We start from the raw sequence: 20,851 nt of genomic DNA, 5'->3' as shown, positions 1-20,851 counted from the left end.
TGCGGCCGCGAGGGTTATACTTCGCCGCATCAAGCCATCACCGCGTTTCACAAAGGTTGACCCTAATGCCCATGCGTAACGATGCCAACGACGACTTCGACGATGTCCCGAGCCTGCGCGCCCAGAGCCTCGATGATGATGATTTTCCAACCACCGCTCGCACTTCCGTGCATTCGCGCACCACACCGGTGGTCAAGGTCAAAGGCTCGAGCACCGGGCCTCTATGGGCATTGGTCGGCGCGTTGTTCTTTGCCTTCGCCGGCCTTGCCTGGTGGAGTTTTCAGCAGATTTCGCTGATGGAACAGCAGCTGGTGGCGACCCAGGAAAGTTTCGCGCGTATCAGTGAGGAAGCGGCGGGGCGCTTGCAGGACATTTCCGGCAAGGTCGTGGCCAGTCAGTCCAACGTCAACACCGGCAGCGAAGCATTGAAGCTGCAAATCAGACAGCTCGAAGGCAAGCTCCAGGACCAGACCAAGCAGCTGGAAAGCAAGCTTCAGGACCAGGGCAAACAGCAGCAAGGTGTACTCGGCCAGACTTCCGAACTGGACAAGCGTCTGGCGCAAATGACCGCGCAGGCCACCGAACAACAGACCGCCAATGCCCAGTTGCAGGCACAGGTCAAAGCCTTGAGCGGCGAACTGGCCGCGTTGAAGAACGCGTCGGCCGATACCAGCCAAATCGATGCCCAGCTCAAAAGCCTGGGGGCCGACATTACCGCGCTGAAGAGGCAAGGCAATCCAAGTGCCGCGATCGAGCGCCTGGAGCAAGACATGATTGTGCTCAAAAGCCAGCAGGACAACCGCCCGGCCGCCGCACAAGGTGGTACCAACACCGCCGAGTTCGACGCCTTCCGCAGCCAGGTCACCCGCAACATCAACACCCTGCAGGCGCAGATTCAGAATCTGCAACAGCAGCTGCGCAACCGGCCTTGATTGACTGATGCGGTGATGGGGCCTGTGGCGTTGATCGTTCCCACGCTCTGCGTGGGAATGCCTCAAGGGACGCTCCGCGTTCCAATAGGACCAGAGCGTGGGAACGATCGGTCGGAGGGGTTAGCGAACCGTGTCCTCCCGCCCCCGCAACACTCTATTGGGCATGGCAATCGCCGCCGCCAACCCCAGCAGCGATACCGCCGCGCTGGCCATCAGCAAATGCCGGAAGGTCAGCAGCAGCTCTGCGCGCAAGGCGTCCTGCGCATCCCCCGGCGCGGCGTTCAAACCGTCGAGCAAGACATTCCCCGAATGGCCCTCGGCAATCAGCGACGAGCCGGCCAGGTGCGCGAAACTTGAATCCTGCAACAGCGTCAGCAGCAGCGCCGACATCAGCGCCACCCCCACGGCACCACCCAGGGAACGGAACAGATTGGTGGTGCTGGTGGCGACGCCAATGTCCCGTTGTTGCACCGAGTTTTGCGTGCCCACCAACGACGTCGGAAACTGCATCCCGCTGGCGATGCCGCTGAGCAACATGAACAGGCTGCTCAGCACAAACGCCTGAGGCGCACTGAATGCCATGCCGAGAATCGAGAACGGCATCAACAACGCGCCAGTCAGGATCATCGGCTTGTAACGACCGCTCACCGAGGTCTGGCGTCCGGCAAAATACGCGCCTATCGGCAAACCCATGGCCAGCGGCAACAGGTGCAGCGCAGCACTGTCAGCCCCGGCGCCGGTGACGCTCTGGAAGCGCAGCGGCATCAGCACGATCAAGGAAATCGCCTGGAAACTGGTGAAGAAAATCGTGCACCAGCAAAGAATCGCACTGCGGTTGGCGAACAAGTGCATCGGCAGCAGCGGTTCCCGCGCCCGCCGTTCATGCCAGGCGAAAACGGCCAGCACCACCACCGCACAACCGAGTAACCCCGACACTTCAGTGCTGCGCCACGAATAGCCTTGGCCAACCTGAGTAATGCCTAGCAATAACGCCGTCAGGCCGATGATCATCAGCAAAGTGCCGAAGTAATCGATGATCGGCTTGCGCTGCGGCACTGGCAAACCCACCAGCGTGCGGTGGGCCACCCACAAGGCACCCAGGCCCAATGGAAGGTTGATCAGGAACACCCAGCGCCAGGACAGATATTCGGTCATGTAGCCACCGAGCACCGGGCCGGCCACGCTGGCCACCGCGTACATGCTGCTGAAGTAACCCTGATAGCGACCGCGTTCGCGGGGTGGAACGATGTCGCCGATGATCGCCTGGCTCACCGAAATCATTCCCCCGGCGCCAATGCCCTGAAGAATCCGCGCCAGCACCAATTGCTCCATGCTCTGGGCCATGCCGCAAAATAACGACGTCAGGGTGAACACGCCCATGCCGAACAGCATCAACTTGCGACGCCCATACAGATCGCCGAGTTTGCCGTAGATTGGCACTGCCACGGTCATCGCCACCATGTACCCGGAAATCACCCAGGCCAGCAGGTTGACATCTTTGAACTGCGCGGAGATGGCCGGCATCGATACCGCGACGATGGTCTGGTCCAGCGCGCCCAGAAAAATCGCCAGCATCAGGGCGATCAGCACGCTGCGAATGGCCGGTTTTGGCGTTTCAGGCTGGTTGAGATTGGTCACGGGTAAACCTGCGGGCAGTGATGAGCCCGCAGCAGGCAAGGCGAGCGGGATGCTCGCCAGTGTAAGTCGATAGCAGGCTATTCGATAGCCTCATAAGGAAGACCGACGTAATTTTCTGCAATGGTTTTTCGGCCAGCCTCGGAGTCCACGAAATAGGCCAGCTCCGATTCGCTGATGCGCTGACTGAACGCGTCATGCTCGTCGAAGCGATGCAACATCGAGGTCATCCACCAGGAAAACCGCTCGGCTTTCCACACCCGACGCAAACAGACCTCGGAATACTTTTCCAGCAAATCCACACGCCCTTCGCGGTAAACCTTCAGCAGGATATTGAACAATGTACTGACGTCGCTGGCCGCCAGGTTCAAACCCTTGGCGCCGGTGGGCGGAACGATGTGAGCGGCGTCGCCGACCAGGAACATCCGACCGTACTGCATCGGTTCGACCACGAAACTGCGCAGCGGCGCGATACTTTTTTCGATCGACGGACCGGTCACCAGCGTGTTGGCAAGGGCGGTCGGCAGACGGGATTTGAGCTCATCCCAGAAGCGCTGATCGGACCAGTCTTCGACGTTGTCTTGGGCCGGTACCTGGAGGTAGTAACGGGTACGGGTCGGCGAACGCATGCTGCACAGCGCAAACCCCCGTTCATGCCGCGCGTAGACCAACTCTTCGTGGACCGGTGGCGTGTCGGCGAGAATCCCCAGCCAGCCGAACGGATAAACCCGTTCGAACACTTTCAGGCAGTCCACAGGAATCGACTGCCGCGCCACGCCATGAAAGCCGTCGCAACCGGCAATGTAGTCACAATCGAGTCGATAGGTTTCGCCGTCCTTGTCGAAGGTGACAAAGGGTTCGGCGGTTTTCATGCCGTGGGGGACGACATTGCTGGCGGCATAGATCGTCTGTGCACCGGCGTCCCGACGAGCGGCCATCAGGTCGCGGGTGACCTCGGTCTGGCCATAAATCGTTACGGTTTTACCGCCCGTCAGCGCCTGCAAATCGATGTGTACCCGGCGCCCGTCGAGGGCCAGTTCGAAGCCTGAATGCACCAGCCCTTCGGCGTCCATGCGCTGACCCACTCCGGCCTGACGCAACAGCTCTACCATGCCTTGTTCGAGGACACCGGCGCGGATGCGCCCGAGCACATAATCCGGCGTCTGGCGTTCGAGGATCAGGGTGTCGATACCGGCGTTATGCAGCAATTGGCCGAGTAGCAAACCAGAGGGGCCGGCGCCGATGATGGCGACTTGGGTTTTCAGTGTTTTCATTGTTTTTATGACTCGCAAGCTCCACACGGCCAAGGCCGGTGAATGATTTTTATGGATCGAGTACTTGCATTTTTCACTTGCGAGTCTGTCAATTGAAGGGGAAAACTGAGCCGATACCTGTACATTCTGCCAATCGGTGCGATTATCGCCCCGTTACCCTCGAGGCCTGGATTGAAGTGATGAACAAGCCTGACCTGCCATCGATTCCGGTGTTCAAACTCTACGGTGAAAGCCTGGACTGGCCGACCCCCGACTTATTGCATTGTGAAACCATTTCCAAACGCAGCCGCGAACATCAATGGGAAATCAAACCCCACCGCCACGCCGATTTGTGTCAGTTACTCTTCGTTTTCAAAGGTCAGGCAGAGCTTGAAATCGAAGGCAAACGCTCGCAATTGAGCGAGCCGGCAATCCTGGTGTTGCCACCGTTATCGGTGCATGGTTATCGGTTTTCCGAGGACATCGAAGGTTTTGTCGTCACGCTGGCTGCGCCGCTGATCGCCCACCTGCAAGCACAACTGGGCAATTCGGTAAACGCCCTGGCACAGGCCGAAAGCTACCCGGCGGGCAAGGACAGCGAGTACCTCAACAGCCTGTTTTCAGCGTTGCAAAGCGAGTACACCGGCCATCAACCGGCGCGGGAAATGCTCATGCATTCGCTGGTCAGCGTGATCATGGTGTGGATCAGCCGCCAGGTTATTCAGCGCCAAACCGCCACCCAGCGTCCGCAGCGGGCGCGGGAATACCTCAACGGCTTTATTCAACTGGTGGAAGAAACCTATCGCCAGCACGTCAAGGTCGAGGACCTGGCCCATCGGCTGGGGATTTCCGTGTCCCACCTCAACGGCACGTGCCGTGAACTGGCGGGGCAACCGGCGTTGCAGATCATGCACGAGCGTCAATTGCTGGAGGCCAAGCGCTTGCTGACCTACACCAGCATGACCATTTATGAAATGTCCGATGTGCTGGGGTTTTCCGATCCGACCAACTTCACACGCCTGTTCAGGCGTCGCGTGGGGATTTCGCCCAAGGCCTTTCGCGACCGTTTGAAGGCCGATCAGGACCCTGCCGGTAACGAGACCTGAACCCTGTGGCGGGGGCTTGTCGGAATGCCGCATCACCTTGTTCGGCTGCGCAGCAGTCGTAATTCGGTGAATGCGGTGTTCGCATTGAAATGCTGGGGTCGCTTCGCGACCCAACGGGGGCAAGCCCCCTCGCCACAGGGTTCGTTACCGGAGGGCGTTGAGGCTTGCGTTGTGAGGAATGCAGCGCTCGAAGTTGCAGCTCGCGTATTCACGGGGCTGTTGTCGCAACTGCTCGACCCGCCAGGCGGCCGTGCCATACAGCGCCAGCGTTGTCGCGCACGTGATGAAAATGGCGAGGTATCTTCTTGTTTTGATGTTCATGGCGTTGACCTCTGAACGAATACCTTTCGGTACTGCTTTGAGCATAGGTCAGTGCCGGTGAGTTGCCAGCAAAGCTGGCTTTCGCGGTTAACGCGATATTCAGAACATTGATATCCCTGTGGGAGCTGGCTTGCCAACGATAGTGGTCAGTCAATCAGCATCATTGTTGGATGTGGCGACGCCATCGCAGGCAAGCCAGCTCCCACAGGGGATGTGTTTACAACCCGATATCCCACGCCGGTTCTTCCGGAAACCTCAACACCAGAAAATCCAGCATGCTGCGCAACGCCGCCGGCATGTGCTTGCGTGAGGCATACACCGCATAGATGTTCAGCTGCCGGGGCTTGGCCTGGGGCAACAGGCGGATCAGTTCGCCGCTGTGGATATGCACGCCGGCCAGGTAACTGGGGAGCATCACCACGCCGGCCCCGGCCATCGTCGCGCGCAACAGTGTGCTGGCTTCGTTGGCGCTGATGTTGCCCTGTACCGGCACCGAGACGGGCTCGCCGTCCTGTTCGAAATGCCAGAGGCTCTTGCCGAAGTAGGAGTGGGTCAGGCAATTGTGCAGGCTCAGGTCCTCGACCCGTTGCGGTGTCGGATGTTCGCGCAGGTAAGCGGGAGAGGCGCAGATCACCGAGCGGCAGACCGTCAGCCGCCGGGCGATCAGGTTCGGGTCCAGGTCGTTGCTGGTGCGAATGGCCAGGTCGATGCGTTCATCCACCAGGTTCACCGTGCGGTCGAGCATTTGCAGATCGATGCTGACGCCGGGGTAACGTTTGACGTAAGCCGCCATGGCATCGGCCAGTTGCGCCTGGCCGAACGAGGTGCTGACGCTGATCCGCAACAGGCCTCGCGGAGCGTTGTCCGGTTCGCTGACGGCGGCTTGCATGTCGGTGGATAGCTCGAGCATCTGCCGACAGCGGGGCAGAATCTCACTGCCGGCAGCGGTCAGGCTCAATTTGCGCGTGGTGCGGTGCATCAGTCGCGCGCCGACCCAATCCTCCAACTCCGCCAGGTAGCGTGAAACCACTGGCCGTGACAGATCCAGATGATCGGCCGCGGCCGATTGGCTGCCCAGGTCCACCACCGTAACGAACACCCGCATTGCTTGTAGACGATCCATGATTTGCCCGCTTTCAGAAACAAACTATGTTCAAGCATCGCATTTTTTGTATCGAACCAGGCAACTAAGCTCTGCTCCCATCGGCCAACACGGCATTCGGACAACGGAGCAACAGATGATCGGATTCACTTCAATCAAACGCATTCTTCTGGCAACCGCCACGCTCGGCTTCGCGGCCCATGCCGCGGCGGCGTCCACCCTGACGCTGGACGTTTACAACCCTGGTACCCACGCGGTCTTCCCGGTGACCTCGGTACTGGTCAGCGGCGAGAAGGAAGCGATTCTGCTGGACGCGCAATTCGGCAAAGCCCAGGCCGAACAAGTGGTGGAAAAAATCCGCGCCAGCGGCAAGCAACTGACCACCATCTACATCAGCCACGGTGATCCGGATTACTACTTCGGCCTCGACACGGTGACCAAAGCGTTTCCGAAGGCCAAAGTGCTGGCTTCGCAACCGACGGTTGATCACATCAAAAAAACCGTCGACGGCAAACTGGCGTTCTGGGGCCCGAAAATGGGTGCCGACGTGCCGGACAAAACCATCGTGCCGCAAGTGCTCAAAGGCGACAGCCTGATGCTGGAAGGGCAAAAATTGCAGGTGATCGGTCTGGACGGCAAGCAACCGGATCGCAGCTTTGTGTGGATCCCGTCGATCAAGGCTGTGGTCGGTGGCGTGGTCGTCGCCGAAAACATTCACGTGTGGATGGCCGATACCCAGACCCCGCAATCCCATGCCGATTGGCTGACGACGCTGCAGGCGATTGAAGCGCTCAAGCCCGACACCATCGTGCCGGGCCACTACCTCGGCGAGAGCGCGCGTTCGCTGGCGGCGGTGCAATTCACCGCCGATTACATCAAGGCGTTCGACGAAGAAACCGCCAAGGCGAAAGACGCTGCCGAACTGATCGCCGCAATGAACAAACGCTACCCGACCCTGGGCGAAGAAAGCTCGCTGGAGCTGAGCGCCAAAGTCGCGAAGGGCGAGATGAAGTGGTAATCCGCTGAGATGATCGTTCCCACGCTCTGCGTGGGAATGCAGCCCGGGACGCTCCGCGTCCCATCAAAAGCCGAACGCGGAGCGACCGTTGAGGCATTTCCACGCAGAGCGTGGGAACGATCAACAGATGCACCCAAACCAACTGGAGAAACGTCATGAGCAACATCGCAATCATCGGTGCCACCGGTCGTGCCGGTAGCCAACTGTTGGAAGAAGCCCTGCGTCGCGGTCACAGCGTCACGGCCATCGCCCGCGATACCTCGAAGATCGCCCCGCGTGCCGGTGTCGTGAGCAAAAACGTCGATGTGCTCGATGCCGCTGCCTTGCAAGCCGCCGTGACCGGGCATGATGTGGTGATCAGTGCTGCGCATTTTTCCACCATCCCTGCCAGCGCGATCATCGAGCCAGTGAAGAGGGCCGGGGTCAAGCGTCTGCTGGTGGTCGGCGGTGCCGGCTCGCTGTTGCTGCCGGATGGCACGCGGGTGATCGACAGCGAAGGCTTCCCCGAGGAATACAAGGCCGAGGCCAGCGCCGGTGCCGCGTTCCTCAATACCCTGCGTCAGGAACAAGACCTGGACTGGACCTTCCTGTCGCCGTCGGCAGAGTTTGTCGAAGGTGAGCGCACGGGTACATTTCGGGTCGGCAAGGATGACTTGCTGGTGAGTACCGAAGGCCGCAGCTGGATTACCTTTGCTGACTTCGCCATTGCACTGCTTGATGAAGTGCAAACGCCGAAACATTCACGGCAGCGGTTTACTGTCGGGTATTGATCGTCTGATCGTTCCCACGCTCTGCGTGGGAATGCCTCAACGGACGCTCCGCGTTCGGCTTTTGATGGGACGCGGAGCGTCCCGGGCTGCATTCCCACGCGGAGCGTGGGAACGATCTGTCGAGGAGTTTCGGTTCAGCGCGATTGAGCCTGCTCCACCAACCACCCCATCAATTCACGCAACTTCGGCGAAGGCTCCGGTTTCTCGGGGAACACCAGGTAATACGCCAACCCGGTTTTCACTTTCAAATCAAAAGGCATGACCAGCCGTCCGGCACTCAGGTCATCGCCGATCAACGACCAATCACCAATCGCCACGCCCGTCCCTTGGGACGCCATCGACATCGCCAGGTCCAGGGTTTCGAAATGCTGCCCTTTGCCGACATTGCTCAGGCGAATATCCGCGGCTTTCAGCCAAGCATGCCAGTCCCGTTCATCACGGGTGGGGTGCAGCAACAAGTGCTGTTGCAGATCGGTCGGTGTCTGCAAAGCCAACGGCCCTTCAAGCAGCGGTCGGGAACACACGGGCGTCAGTTGCTCATCGAACAGATGCCGGGAGGCCAGTGAATTGTCCGGCGGCGGGCCATACATCACCGCTGCATCGAACTGCTCGCGATGAAAGTCCACACCGTGTTTGACCGTGGTGGTCAATTCCACCGGTACATCCGGTCGCTCCTTTTGCCACTGCAACAGGCGTGGCAACAGCCAGCGCATCACGCAGGTCGGCGCCTTGAGTTGCAGGGTTTCGCGCTTCTCGCCGATCTGCTCCACGGCCTCGTCGATCAGGCCGAAAATCTGCTGCACCCGTGGCAGCCATTCCCGTCCTTCGGCGGTCAGGCTCAAGCCCCGCGCCAGGCGAATGAACAGCTCATAACCCAGATGATCTTCCAGCCCGGCGATCTGCCGGCTCACCGCACCTTGGGTGATGTGCAGCTGTTCGGCGGCCCGGGTGAAGTTGCAGCACTGCGCGGTGATCAGAAAAGTGTGCAGCGCCGGCAGGGGAGGCAGTCGTTTCATTGGGATCCAAGGTATGACGTGAGGACATGGCTAGTATGACTTTTTATCCATTGTTGCGGCTAGGTGTCGCCCGTTCCAATGAGGCCATCCCTGGACCTGCCGATCCATCATAAACACTGCGCAGGTCCGGCGTCTCAAACGAACAAGAAGGGCAAAGACATGGCGACGTGTGGCGAAGTATTGGTCAAGTTACTCGAAGGTTACGGGGTCGAGCAGGTGTTCGGCATTCCCGGGGTGCACACCGTGGAGCTGTATCGCGGGCTGGCCCGTTCGAGCATCAATCACGTCACTCCGCGTCATGAACAGGGCGCCGGTTTCATGGCCGACGGTTACGCACGCACCAGCGGTAAACCGGGTGTGTGCTTCATCATCACCGGCCCTGGCATGACCAACATCACCACCGCCATGGGCCAGGCTTACGCCGATTCGATCCCGATGCTGGTGATCTCCAGCGTGCAATCGCGCAGCCAATTGGGCGGCGGTCGCGGCAAGCTGCATGAACTGCCGAATCAAAGCGCACTGGTCGGCGGTGTGGCGGCGTTCTCTCACACTTTGATGTCGGCCGCTGAATTGCCGGGCGTATTGGCTCGCGCCTTCGCGCTGTTCCAGGCGGGTCGTCCGCGTCCGGTACACATCGAAATCCCTTTGGACGTATTGGTCGAAGAGGCTGATGACCTGCTCATCAGCGCGCCGGTGAACATCGATCGCGCCGGCGCTTCGCCTAGTGCGATCAGTCGCATGGCTGACCTGCTGGCCGATGCCAGGCGCCCATTGATTCTCGCCGGTGGCGGTGCCATTGATGCGGCGGCCGAATTGACCGAACTGGCCGAACGGCTGGACGCACCGGTGGCCCTGACCATCAACGCCAAAGGCATGCTCGAATCCCGTCATCCGTTGCTGATCGGTTCGACCCAAAGCCTGGTGGCCACCCGCGCGCTGGTCGCCGAGGCCGACGTGGTGCTGGCCATCGGCACCGAACTGGCCGAAACCGATTACGACATCACCTTTGCCGGCGGCTTCGAAATTCCTGGCGTGCTGCTGCGCGTGGACATCGACCCTGACCAGACCGTGCGTAATTACCCGCCGACAGTCGCGTTGGTGGCCGACTCGCGCAACGCCGCCCAGGCCTTGCTGAGTGCGCTGTCCCACCAGTCGCTGGCCGAGCGTTGCAACGATTGGGGCCAGGTACGTGCCGCGCGTTTGCGCGATGAATTGGCCGCATCCTGGGACGCCCCGACGCTGGCCCAGACTCGCTTCCTGGAAACCGTTTTGCATGAATTGCCGAACGCGGTGTTCGTCGGCGATTCGACCCAACCGGTGTACACCGGCAACCTGACCTTCAACCCGGAGCGCCCGCGCCGCTGGTTCAACTCGTCCACCGGTTACGGCACCCTCGGTTACGCCTTGCCAGCGGCGATTGGCGCCTGGTTAGGTGGCCGCGTCGAAGGCGGCGCGCGCCCTCCGGTGGTGTGCCTGATCGGCGACGGCGGTCTGCAATTCACTCTGCCGGAATTGGCCAGTGCGGTGGAAGCCCGCACCCCGGTGATCGTGTTGCTGTGGAATAACCAGGGTTACGAAGAGATCAAGAAATACATGGTCAACCGCGACATCGAGCCAGTGGGCGTGGACATCTACACCCCTGATTTCATCGGTGTGGCCAAGGCCCTGGGCTGTGCGGCCGAAGCGGTCAGCAGCGTGGACGGATTGCGCGATGCGTTGCGCCTCGCCACCGATCGCCAGGGCCCGACCCTGATTGAAATCGACCAGACCGAGTGGATGAGGGCGGTGTCGCAATGAGTTTTCCAACTACTTTGGATGGCCTGTACATCAACGGCCAATGGGACGCCGGCAACGAACATCTGCGCGTGATCAACCCGGCGACCGAAGCCCTGTTGACCACCGTTAATGGCGGCGATGCGCAGGCCGTCGATCAGGCCGTCACAGCCGCGACCCATGCGTTCAAACAATGGTCGAAAACCACCGGCGTCGAGCGCGGGGCGATCCTGCGCAGAATCGCCGCCGGCGTGCAGGCCGGTCGCGAGCAGTTGATGAAATTGCAGTCGAGCAACAACGGCAAACCGTTGTTCGAAGCGGCCATCGATGTCGACGACGTGATTGCCACCTTCGAGTATTACGCCGAGCTGGCCGAAGACCTGGACGCCAAGCAAGACAGCGCCGTGGCGTTGCCGAGCGATGATTTCAGCGCCCGTTTGCGCCGCGAACCGTGCGGTGTGGTGGGGCTGATCGTGCCGTGGAATTTCCCGATGGTCACCACCGCCTGGAAACTCGCCCCGGCCCTGGCCGCCGGTTGCTGCGTGGTGCTCAAACCGTCGGAAGTGACGCCGCTGCCAGAGCTGCAACTGGCGACGATCATTGCCGAGGCCGGTCTGCCAGACGGTGTGTTCAATCTGGTCTGCGGCACTGGCCTGGCCGTCGGTGCGCCGCTGTCGGCTGACCCACGTATCGCCAAGATTTCCTTCACCGGCAGCAACGCGGTGGGCGTGCAGGTGATGCAGCGAGCGGCAGAAACGGTGAAAGGCGTGAGCCTGGAACTGGGTGGCAAATCCTCGCTGCTGGTACTCGCCGATGCCGATATCGAGTTGGCGGTGGAAGTGGCCTGTGGCGGTGGTTTCTTCAACGCCGGGCAGATGTGTTCCGCCACCAGTCGCGTGCTGGTGGCCGATGAGCTGGCGCAAGAGTTTGTCGCGCGATTGAAGGCACGCGCCGAAGCCATTCGCGTGTCCGACCCGTTCGACCCGAACGTGGAAATGGGCGCACTGGTCAACCAAGCGCAATACCAGCGCGTGCTCGGTCACATTGATCGCGGTTTGAGTGCCGGCGCGAAGCTGATCTGCGGCGGTAATCGCCCGGCAGATTTGCCCCGCGGCTATTTTTTGCAGCCGACTCTTTTCATCGACGTGCCCCTCGACAGTGCGCTGTGGTGCGAAGAGATTTTCGGCCCGGTGATTTGCGTGCGCAGTTTCACCTCTGAAGCCGAGGCGATTGCCCTGGCCAACGACAGCCAGTTCGGCCTGGTGGCCAGCGTGGTTACGCGTGATGCCGACGCGGCCGATCGGGTCGCCAACGCTTTGCAGGCGGGGCTTGTGTGGATCAACGCGCCGCAGGTGATCTTCCCGCAGACCGCCTGGGGTGGCTACAAACAGAGCAGCATCGGCCGCGAATTGGGGCCGTGGGGTTTGCAGGCTTTCCAGGAAATCAAACACGTGATTCGGGCCGTCTGACAGCACAAAAAAGGTGAACGCATGCCTCGCGATGAGGCATGCGCCAGCGTCATGGCTTCAATGAGTTTTTATCGATAGTCAGGTGTTTTGCACGACCTCAGGATGAACCCGCAGGTCAAGCTAAAGTCCTTTGAAACCGGGGACTTCAGCCGATCTGGCCGCGCGGATGCAACGGTTGCGACCAACCTCATACTTAAAAAAACAAAGGGAGTCCTTCATGGGCGAGCACGATCTGAACAGACGTCAATTCATCAAAACCGTGGGCGTAGCGTCCGTGGCTGCGGCGGCCATGAGCATGCCGTTCATCAAGGCCAATGCCAGCGACACACGCTTCCAGGGCAAAACCCTGCGCTTGCTGACGTGGTCCGACGACACCGGCCTTGCGGCACTGCGCAATATCGCCGCGACGTTCGAAGCCAAGTACGGCTGCAAAGTCATCGCCGACCGCACCGGCAGCACCTCGGAGATGGTCGCCAAACTCAAGGCCGGCGGTGATCGCCCGCAGTACGACATTATCACCCTGGCCGGCGTCGGCGCCGAAGGTCTGGCCGCCGCCAACCTGCTGGAAAAACCCGATCTCAACCGCATCCCTAACCTGATCGATGTGCCGGAAAAATACCGCACTGGCGCCAACGGTCACGGCATCGGTTACCTGCTGTGGTGCAACAGCCTGGTCTACAGCACCCGCACCATCAAGGAGGCGCCAGACAGTTATGCCGCCCTGTGGGACGCCGAACTGTCGCCGAACATCTTCCTGCCGCCGCCGAACTGGACCGAGGCCATGGACCTGATCATCATCGCCGCCAAACTGGCCGGTGGTGACGAACACAACATCGAGCCAGGTTTCAAGAAGCTCGCCGAGCTGAAAGACCGCGTCGTGACCCTGGGCGAGAACCCGAACCAGATCGCCGAGCTGTTCCGCACCGGTTCCCTGGACATGGGCGGCTTGTATGCGCCGGCGTTTTTCCCTAAACAGATTCGCGATTCGTCCTACGGCCTGGGCGCCACGTTCGGCATGAAGGAAGGCTTTTATACCGACCTGATGCTGTCGGTGATGCCGAAGAATCGTCCGGGCGATATCGATTTGGCCTACGCCTTCATCAACCACTCTCTGGACCCGCTGGTGCAGGGCAAGATGGCCGAAGATATCTACAACGGCCCGGTCAACGCCAAGGCGATCATCTCCGCCGAAGCGCGCAAGAGCCCGTACATCCTCACGCCGGAGCAGATTGCCGAAAAGGCGATCATGCATGACAACGCCTTCCTGGCCACCGTGCATGACCAATGGATTCGTCGTTACACGGAAATCTTTTCTTCCTGATCGAGTGGCGAACACAAGTCTTTAGAACACCGCAAAACGCTGTGGTTTTGAAGGTTGTGTTCGCTCAGCTGCTTTCCATTGACGAGACCCTTGCTATGGAACACCAACCTCTGACCCACCCGGTAAGCGCCGCACCCGTGCGCATCAACCGGGGTGTCTCACCGACGACGCGTGCGTGGCTTTTTCTCTCGCCGTCGATGCTGTTTCTTGGCGTGCTGATTGCCGCCAGCCTTTTGGTGCTGCGCATGAGCGTCGGTACCAAAGGCGCGGAGTGGTCCGGCTTCAGCCTGGCCAGTTACGCCCAATTGCTGGAACCCTATTACCTCAAATCGTTGCTGCTGACGTTGCGCCTGGCGCTGATCAGCGCAGTGATTGCGGTGCTGCTGGCGATCCCGGTGGCCTACACCATGTCACGGCTGACCTCACCGTTTGTGCGGCGGATCTTCCTCGCGGCGGTGCTGCTGCCCTTGCTGGTCAACCTGCTGCTGCAAAGCTACGGCTGGCTGGTGATTCTCGGCCCCGGCGGCATGCTCAATCAGGCGCTGATGGGGCTGGGCCTGATCAAGCGGCCGATCATGCTGCTGTACAACCAGAACGGCGTGTTGATGGGCCTGGTGCAAACCGCGTTCCCGTTGGCCGTGCTGCCGATTGCCAGCGCCATGCGCGGCGTCGCCCGCACGTACGAAGAAGCAGCCGCCACCCTCGGCGCCAGTCGCTTGCAGGTGTTTCGCCAAGTGGTGTTGCCGATGAGTTTGCCGGGGATCATCACCGGCGCGACGCTGGTGTTTGCCTACAACGCCAGCAGCTTTGTGGTGCCGCTGCTACTCGGCGGTCGGCGCGTGCCGATGCTGGCGGTGATGGTGCATGACCAGATCGCTCCGCTGATGAACTGGCCCGCCGCGTCCGCTGCCGGTGTGGTGCTGATCGTCACCACCCTGGCTATCATGACCTTGTCCGAATACATCACTGGCCGTCGTCGGCGGATGCTGGAGGCTTCCCAATGAGCACCCTGATCAAGAAGCGCCACTCGCTGCTGCCAGGCGATACCGGCAAGTTCGCCGGCATCCTGTCGGGCTTCATCTTGCTGCTGGCGGTGCTGCCGATTCTGACCATGATCGTCATGTCGTTCAGCGGTGCGTCGAACCTCGACTTCCCGCCCAGCAGCTACAGCCTGCAATGGTACAAAGCCGCCTGGAACACCTTCGTGTCGCCGGACGCCAGCGATGTGCTCAGCCTCGGCAAAGCCATGACCACCAGCCTTATGGTGGCCTGCCTGACCATGGTTTTCGCCACGATTATCGCGGTGCCGGCAGCCTATGCGTTGACCCGTTGCGAGTTCCGCGGCAAGGCCGTGGCACTGCAATTGATGTCGCTGCCACTGGTGTTCCCGATGGTGGTGTTGGGCCTGGCCTTGCTGCTGGTGTTCGACAGCCTGCCGTTCCACATCACCACCTCGCGGCTGGTGATTGCCCACGTGATTCTGGCGCTGCCGTTCGTGGTGAAAAACTGCACCGCGGCGATGCTCTCCATCGGCAGCGAAGTTGAAGAGGCCGCGCAGATGCTCGGCGCTTCACCGACTCGGGCGATTGTCGATGTGGTAGTACCACTGATGAAGTCGGGGATTCTGGCGGGCATGCTGCTGGCGTTCATCGTCTCGTTCAACGAATTCACCGTGACCTATTTCCTCTACACCATCGACGTCATGACCGTGCCGATCTGGATGTACAGCCGCACCGTGTCTTCGCTCGACCCTACCGTTTTCTCGTTTGCCGTGCTGATCGTGCTGATCGACTTCGTCCTCATCTGGGCGTTGGAGAAGCTGGTTGGCGAAGGTGGCGTTTCGTTCTGATTTCTTGAGGTGATTCATATGACTGGTCTGATTCTGGAAAACGTCGAGAAACATTACGGCTCGGCCTGCGCGGTCAAGGATGTGAACCTGCATTTGCCCGAGGGCAAACTGGTGTGTTTCCTCGGCCCTTCGGGCTGCGGCAAAACCACCTTGCTGCGGATGATCGCCGGGCTGGAAACCCTGACCGGTGGCGAGATTCGCCTGGACGGTGAAGACATCGGCCATACGCCGGCGCATCAACGTAATTTCGGCATGGTGTTTCAATCGCTGGCGCTGTTCCCGCACATGACGGTGGGGGAAAACATCGCCTATCCGCTGAAACTGCGCGGGGTCAGCAAGGCGGATCAACAAGCGCGTGTGGTGGAGTTGCTGGAGTTGATCCAGCTGCAGGAAATGATTGATCGCCCGGTGGCGAAACTCTCCGGCGGTCAGCGTCAGCGCGTGGCGATTGCCCGGGCGATTGCCTCGCGGCCAAAAATCCTCCTGCTCGACGAACCGCTATCGGCGCTGGACGCCAAGCTACGCGAGTCGATGCAGGTGGAAATCCGTCAGCTGCAACAACGTTTGAACATCACCACCATCATGGTTACCCACGACCAGCGCGAAGCCATGACCATGGCCGACATCGTGGTGGTGCTGGGGGAACATCGCGTGCAGCAGGTGGGCTCGCCGATTGAAATCTACCGGCATCCGGCCAATGAATTCGTCGCGGACTTTATCGGTTCGGGGAATATTTTCCCGGCCACGGCGCTGGGCAACGGCAAGGTCAGCTTGCCCGGTGGCGATGCGCTGCAAGTGCCTATTTGCAGCAGCATTGTGGTGGGGGAAAAGGTGAAAATGCTGATTCGCCCGGAAGATCTGCAACTGTCGCAACCCCAGGCCACAGCGGGCAATCGCTTGCTGGGGAAAGTGACGTTCGTGCGGGATATCGGGGCGACGATAGAAACCACCGTCGAGTGTTCCGGGGTGTCGTTTACCGCGTTGAGCACGCCGTGTCAGGGAGTCGGGTTGAGCATTGGCAATCCGGTGTCGGTGACCTTGCCGGCTGAGGCTTGCCGCGTACTCAGCGCCTAAAAAACACCACTGTACCTGTAGGAGCGAGGCTTGCCCGCGAAGGCGTCTTATTGGCCAACACTAATGTTGAATATGAAATCGCCTTCGCGGGCAAGCCTCGCTCCTACGGGTTGTGTGTTAACCCTGTTACATACTCAACCGCAACCGCGCCAGATCCCGCAGCGGCGGCGCGCCGAACAATCGGCTGTATTCCCGGCTGAACTGCGAAGGGCTTTCATACCCCACCCGATAACCCGCCGCCGAAGCTTCCAGTCCCTCGGCCAGCATCAGCCGTCGCGCCTCTTGCAGGCGCAACTGCTTCTGATATTGCAGCGGACTCATCGCCGTCATCGCCTTGAACCGGTGATGCAATGTCGACACGCTCAGGTTCACTTCCCGCGCCAGATCATCGATGCGCAGCGGTTGCTCATAATTGCCGTTGAGCCATTTGATCGCCTGGCTGATGCGATGGCTCTGGCTGTTGGCGATCGCGATCTCATACAGCCGATGCCCCTGCTGGCTGCGCAACAACCGATACAGAATCTCCCGACGAATCAGCGGCGCCAGCATGGCGATGTCTTTGGGTGTGTCCAGCAAACGTGCCAGCCGCAACACGGCGTCAAGCATTGCCGTGTCGATCTGCTCGACATACAGACCGCGGCCGGTGGGCCGTGTAGGGACGCCGATGGGGCCGGCATCGGCAATCAGCGCGCTGATTTCCGCGGGGTCGATGTCCAGTCGCACGGCGAGGATCGGTTCTTCCGGCGAGACATTCACCACCCGCCCGCTCAACGGCATCGAGACCGAGACCACCAGGTAATTCAGCGGGTCGTAATTGAAGTATTCATCCGCCAGCCGCACTTCCTTGCGTCCCTGGGCCATGATGCACAGGGCCGGTTGCGCCAGCACCGGGGCGAAATCATGGTTCTTGCTGTGGCGCGACATGAACAGCGAATCGACGGCGGTGGCGTACGTGCCATCCTCCATCGTGTTACGACGGATGAGGGCGGCCAGTTCCGCTCGCTGTTTTTCCATGTCGGCATCCAGCGGGGCTTGAAAGTGATCGAGCGACGACATGCTGGGCATCCTCGGTGACGCGTTGGTAATGGGCTGAGCTTAAATTTGTGCAAGGGGCAGCGGTAGACACATCCTGCCAAAAGCTTGCCTGATTCTGCACGGAGCTTCATGTATCGCCCCGTCAGCTGACGCAAACCTCCCCCTGTAGGCGCTGCCGAAAGCTGCGATCTCTAGACCTTAAAAACAGAAGTCAAAAGATCGCAGCCTTCGGCAGCTCCTACACAAAGCTCGTGTGACAGTGGTGTGACGGGTTTTACAGGTTGTTACAGGTGTTGAGCCAAGTCTCGCAGGATTGTGCAATGCGTCGGCAGGAATCGACTAACGACGACCAGTGCGCGCCGCCTAATCTTGGATCCTGTCGCAGCCCGTCCCCGGCTGCCACTGGATGACCTGGGAGGGTTGAACATGTCTACGCAAATCCCCGTCAGTCATATGGCCTTCATTCGCGCCCGCGCCGGGCGTTCGGCAGAACTCGGTGCGCGCCTGAGCGCCCTGATCGAGCCGTCGCGCAACGCGCCGGGTTGCCTGAGTTTTTCCCTGCAGTACTCGCAGTGCGATCCCGAGCTGTGGCTGGTGTCCGGTTTCTGGGACAACCAACAGGCCATGACCGCTTACTTCGGCAGCCCGGCGATGCAGATTTTTGCCGAGCTGGTGCAGGAGCTGGTGGTCAATAGCCTGGATTTCCATACCTTCAAGGATGTCTCGGCGGCCCAGGCCCTTGGCCAGTCCCAGGCAGCGGTACACAAACTCGTCGGTTGAGGGTTTAATGGCGCAACTCTCCATTAGCCAGGATCCGCGACATGGCACGTAAAGCCTTTGAACACTTCGAAGCCGTTTCAGCAGTAGTACCGGGCGAGGGCGGTTACCACGCCGCGATTGCCGTCAAAGCCCTGGGCGGTTCCGGTGCCCCGACTTTTCACAAAGTGCTGGAAGACCGGATTTTCAAGACCGCTCATGAAGCCGACGAGGCCGCGGCCAAAGAACTGACCCGCCTCAAAGACGTTAAAGAAGACGCCGACTTGCTCTGGTAATCACTTGACCGCCCCGGGGCGGAACATCTTGAACAATGCTTCTGGCCCCAGCTGAAAGTAATCCGCCGGCCCGCCGCCGCGCAGAATCGGTTCTGCCGCGGCGGTGTCGTATACCCCATCCTTCAACAGCCATTTGGCGATGTGCACGGCAACCACTTCGCCGAGAATCAGCCAGCTCGGCACCACTTCCTTGTTGGCGCGCTGCAACTGAATGATCTGTGTGACCTTGCACTCGAAGGACACCGGACTTTCGGCGACCCGTGGCACCTGAATGATTTTCGACGCCACGGTGGTCAGCCCGGACAGTTCGAATTCATTGACCTGCGGCCCGACCATGGCGCAGCTCTGGTTCATTTGTTCGGCCAGTGGCCGGGTCGCCAGGTTCCAGGCAAATTCGCCGGTCTGCTCGATGTTGTTCAGGCTGTCTTTGCGCCCGACGCTGGAAAACCCGATGATCGGCGGAATGTAGTTGAAGGCATTGAAAAAGCTGTAGGGCGCCAGGTTCAAGCAACCGTTGGCGTCCTGGGAAGAAATCCAGCCGATAGGGCGCGGGCCGACGATGGCATTGAACGGATCATGCGGCAGACCGTGGCCGTTGGCAGGTTCGTAGAAGTGGATGTCGTCGGGCATACCGTGAATTCCTGGGGCGTTCGGGGGGTGATCATGGTGCAAGGACCGGCAGCATATTTCCAGCCCATCCTCGATCACTGTGGGAGCGGGCAAATAAAAAGGGGCAGACCCGTTAAAGTCTGCCCCTGTTTTTATTGCGCGGGCGGACTCAGTCCGTCTCGATCCGCGAATGTTTGCGGGTGTCTTTCATGGTGATGTACACCAGCAGCGACACCGCGATGCACGCCGTGACATACCAGTAGTAACCGGTTTCCATGCCAATGCTTTTGAACCACAGCGCGATGTATTCAGCGGTACCGCCGAAGATCGACACCGTCAGTGCGTAGGGCAGGCCGACGCCCAGCGCACGGATTTCTGTGGGGAACAGCTCGGCTTTGACCACCGCGTTGATCGAGGTGTAGCCGCTGACGATGATCAGCGCTGCCATGATCAGGAAGAACGCGCCCCACCAGCTCTGGATAGTGTGCAGGGTGGTCAGGATCGGCACGGTGAACAGGGTCCCGAGAATACCGAAGGCGATCAGGATCGGACGACGACCGACTTTATCCGACAGCCCGCCGATGATCGGTTGCAGGCACATGAACAGGAACAGTGTGGCCGCGGAAATCGTGGTGGAGTCGGAAATGCTCATGCCGACGGTGTTCACCAGGTATTTCTGCATGTACGTGGTGTAGGTGTAGAACGCCAGCGTGCCGCCCATGGTCAGGCCGACCACGGTCATCAGTTCCTTGGGATGGCGCAGCAAGGTGCGCATGGCGCTTTCCTTGGCTTTCTCTTTCTTGGTGAACGACTCGGTTTCTTCCATGCCACGACGCAGGTACAGCGCGACCACGGCACACAGCGCGCCGATGGCGAACGGAATGCGCCAGCCCCAGGCGTACAGCTCTTCGGTGGTCAGGATATTTTGCAGCACGATCAGCACACCCAGGGCGATGAGCTGGCCGGAAATCAGGGTTACGTACTGGAAGCTGGAGTAGAAGCCGCGACGGTCCTTGGTCGCCATCTCGCTGAGGTAAGTGGCCGAGGTGCCGTACTCGCCACCCACCGACAGACCTTGCAGCAGGCGGGCAAATACCAGCAGGATCGGCGCGCCGATGCCGATGGTTTCATAACCCGGGCTCAGGGCGATCAGCAGCGAGCCGAAGCACATCAGGTACACCGAGGCCATCAATGCGCGTTTGCGACCGGCCTTGTCGGCGTACAGCCCCATCAGCCAGCCACCGATCGGGCGCATCAGGAAGCCCACGGCGAAGATCGCGGCGGTGTTGAGCAGTTGTGCGGTGGTGTCGCCTTTAGGGAAGAAGGCTTTGGCGAAGTACAGGGAGAAGGCGGCATAGACGTACCAGTCGTACCACTCGACCATGTTGCCGACAGAGCCGCTGAAGATCGATTTGATCCGGCTGGCGGTGGTTCTTTCTGTGGCTGGCGCGGCAGCCGACCCAAGGGGCAGGGCGTTGGAGTTATCCATTGAAGGATCCTTCGTTTAATTGTTTTT

At 60.3% G+C, this 20,851-nt stretch carries 20 protein-coding genes; 12 read left to right on the top strand and 8 right to left on the bottom strand.

Translation table 11 applies throughout. The features are described 5' to 3' along the window. The first annotated feature begins 65 nt into the window (after nt 1-65). Nucleotides 66-932, top strand: coding sequence for an ATPase (locus tag BZL43_RS10470; RefSeq protein WP_095632235.1), 867 nt, complete (start codon nt 66-68; stop codon nt 930-932). Nucleotides 933-1,052: 120 nt separating this feature from the next. Here BZL43_RS10470 and BZL43_RS10465 read toward each other — a convergent pair whose 3' ends face one another. Further along, entirely contained in the window at nt 1,053-2,570 is a 1,518-nt protein-coding gene (locus BZL43_RS10465; protein ID WP_095632234.1) for an MDR family MFS transporter, read from the bottom strand. A 77-nt stretch (nt 2,571-2,647) separates the two neighbouring features. Further along, complete coding sequence (pobA, locus tag BZL43_RS10460; RefSeq protein ID WP_095632233.1) at nt 2,648-3,841, bottom strand: 4-hydroxybenzoate 3-monooxygenase; 1,194 nt, start codon at nt 3,839-3,841, stop codon at nt 2,648-2,650. Between the two features lie 179 nt (nt 3,842-4,020). Here pobA and BZL43_RS10455 point away from each other — a divergent pair, with 179 nt between their 5' ends. Next, on the top strand, nt 4,021-4,926 hold the full coding sequence (locus tag BZL43_RS10455; protein WP_095632232.1) for a helix-turn-helix domain-containing protein: 906 nt from the start codon (nt 4,021-4,023) through the stop codon (nt 4,924-4,926). Nucleotides 4,927-5,070: 144 nt separating this feature from the next. Here BZL43_RS10455 and BZL43_RS10450 read toward each other — a convergent pair whose 3' ends face one another. Together BZL43_RS10450 and BZL43_RS10445 are read right to left on the bottom strand one after the other, a co-directional pair. Then, complete coding sequence (locus BZL43_RS10450) at nt 5,071-5,292, bottom strand: hypothetical protein (protein WP_095632231.1); 222 nt, start codon at nt 5,290-5,292, stop codon at nt 5,071-5,073. A gap of 172 nt (nt 5,293-5,464) precedes the next feature. Continuing rightward, nucleotides 5,465-6,370, bottom strand: a complete 906-nt coding sequence (locus tag BZL43_RS10445; RefSeq protein ID WP_218228032.1) for a LysR family transcriptional regulator — start codon at nt 6,368-6,370, stop codon at nt 5,465-5,467. 115 nt (nt 6,371-6,485) lie between these two features. Here BZL43_RS10445 and BZL43_RS10440 point away from each other — a divergent pair, with 115 nt between their 5' ends. Together BZL43_RS10440 and BZL43_RS10435 are read left to right on the top strand one after the other, a co-directional pair. Then, nucleotides 6,486-7,367 (top strand): MBL fold metallo-hydrolase, encoded by an 882-nt coding sequence (locus BZL43_RS10440; protein ID WP_095632229.1) that lies wholly within the window; start codon nt 6,486-6,488, stop codon nt 7,365-7,367. A 155-nt stretch (nt 7,368-7,522) separates the two neighbouring features. Continuing rightward, nucleotides 7,523-8,137, top strand: coding sequence for an NAD(P)-dependent oxidoreductase (locus BZL43_RS10435; protein WP_095632228.1), 615 nt, complete (start codon nt 7,523-7,525; stop codon nt 8,135-8,137). A 134-nt stretch (nt 8,138-8,271) separates the two neighbouring features. Here BZL43_RS10435 and BZL43_RS10430 read toward each other — a convergent pair whose 3' ends face one another. Continuing rightward, complete coding sequence (locus BZL43_RS10430) at nt 8,272-9,153, bottom strand: LysR substrate-binding domain-containing protein (protein ID WP_095632227.1); 882 nt, start codon at nt 9,151-9,153, stop codon at nt 8,272-8,274. Nucleotides 9,154-9,312: 159 nt separating this feature from the next. On the opposite strand from BZL43_RS10430, the gene BZL43_RS10425 reads away from it, so the two are divergent. The 6 genes from BZL43_RS10425 to BZL43_RS10400 all read left to right on the top strand — a co-directional run bounded on the left by BZL43_RS10425 (nt 9,313) and on the right by BZL43_RS10400 (nt 16,639). Next, a complete protein-coding gene (locus BZL43_RS10425) occupies nt 9,313-10,950 on the top strand; it encodes a 5-guanidino-2-oxopentanoate decarboxylase (RefSeq protein WP_095632226.1) in 1,638 nt (545 codons plus the stop codon). Beyond that, nucleotides 10,947-12,395, top strand: a complete 1,449-nt coding sequence (locus BZL43_RS10420) for an aldehyde dehydrogenase family protein (RefSeq protein ID WP_095632225.1) — start codon at nt 10,947-10,949, stop codon at nt 12,393-12,395. Before BZL43_RS10425 ends, BZL43_RS10420 begins: the two co-directional genes overlap by 4 nt. Before the next feature lie 217 nt (nt 12,396-12,612). After that, on the top strand, nt 12,613-13,716 hold the full coding sequence (locus BZL43_RS10415) for an ABC transporter substrate-binding protein (RefSeq protein WP_095632224.1): 1,104 nt from the start codon (nt 12,613-12,615) through the stop codon (nt 13,714-13,716). Nucleotides 13,717-13,811: 95 nt separating this feature from the next. Then, the gene (locus BZL43_RS10410) at nt 13,812-14,720 is read left to right on the top strand and encodes an ABC transporter permease (RefSeq protein ID WP_095632223.1); all 909 of its coding nucleotides are present in this window, start codon (nt 13,812-13,814) and stop codon (nt 14,718-14,720) included. Then, the gene (locus BZL43_RS10405) at nt 14,717-15,565 is read left to right on the top strand and encodes an ABC transporter permease (RefSeq protein ID WP_095632222.1); all 849 of its coding nucleotides are present in this window, start codon (nt 14,717-14,719) and stop codon (nt 15,563-15,565) included. The genes BZL43_RS10410 and BZL43_RS10405 overlap by 4 nt, the downstream gene beginning before the upstream one ends. An 18-nt stretch (nt 15,566-15,583) precedes the next feature. Then, nucleotides 15,584-16,639 (top strand): ABC transporter ATP-binding protein, encoded by a 1,056-nt coding sequence (locus BZL43_RS10400; RefSeq protein WP_008069588.1) that lies wholly within the window; start codon nt 15,584-15,586, stop codon nt 16,637-16,639. Between the two features lie 126 nt (nt 16,640-16,765). Here the strand turns inward: BZL43_RS10400 and BZL43_RS10395 are convergent, their stop codons facing one another. Next, on the bottom strand, nt 16,766-17,695 hold the full coding sequence (locus tag BZL43_RS10395; protein WP_095632221.1) for an AraC family transcriptional regulator: 930 nt from the start codon (nt 17,693-17,695) through the stop codon (nt 16,766-16,768). Between the two features lie 405 nt (nt 17,696-18,100). On the opposite strand from BZL43_RS10395, the gene BZL43_RS10390 reads away from it, so the two are divergent. Both BZL43_RS10390 and BZL43_RS10385 read left to right on the top strand, forming a co-directional pair. Continuing rightward, entirely contained in the window at nt 18,101-18,454 is a 354-nt protein-coding gene (locus BZL43_RS10390) for a putative quinol monooxygenase (protein ID WP_095632220.1), read from the top strand. 41 nt (nt 18,455-18,495) lie between these two features. Further along, complete coding sequence (locus BZL43_RS10385; RefSeq protein WP_095632219.1) at nt 18,496-18,726, top strand: hypothetical protein; 231 nt, start codon at nt 18,496-18,498, stop codon at nt 18,724-18,726. On the opposite strand, the gene BZL43_RS10380 is transcribed toward BZL43_RS10385, so the two are convergent. After that, nucleotides 18,727-19,356, bottom strand: a complete 630-nt coding sequence (locus BZL43_RS10380; RefSeq protein WP_008069593.1) for a flavin reductase family protein — start codon at nt 19,354-19,356, stop codon at nt 18,727-18,729. It lies immediately after the preceding gene. 148 nt (nt 19,357-19,504) lie between these two features. Further along, complete coding sequence (locus tag BZL43_RS10375) at nt 19,505-20,824, bottom strand: MFS transporter (RefSeq protein WP_095632218.1); 1,320 nt, start codon at nt 20,822-20,824, stop codon at nt 19,505-19,507. Nucleotides 20,825-20,851: the final 27 nt, after the last annotated feature.

The sequence above is a fragment of the Pseudomonas sp. PICF141 genome (genome assembly GCF_002286815.1).
GTDB lineage: Bacteria > Pseudomonadota > Gammaproteobacteria > Pseudomonadales > Pseudomonadaceae > Aquipseudomonas.
This window is presented reverse-complemented; position numbering and strand designations above follow the sequence as displayed.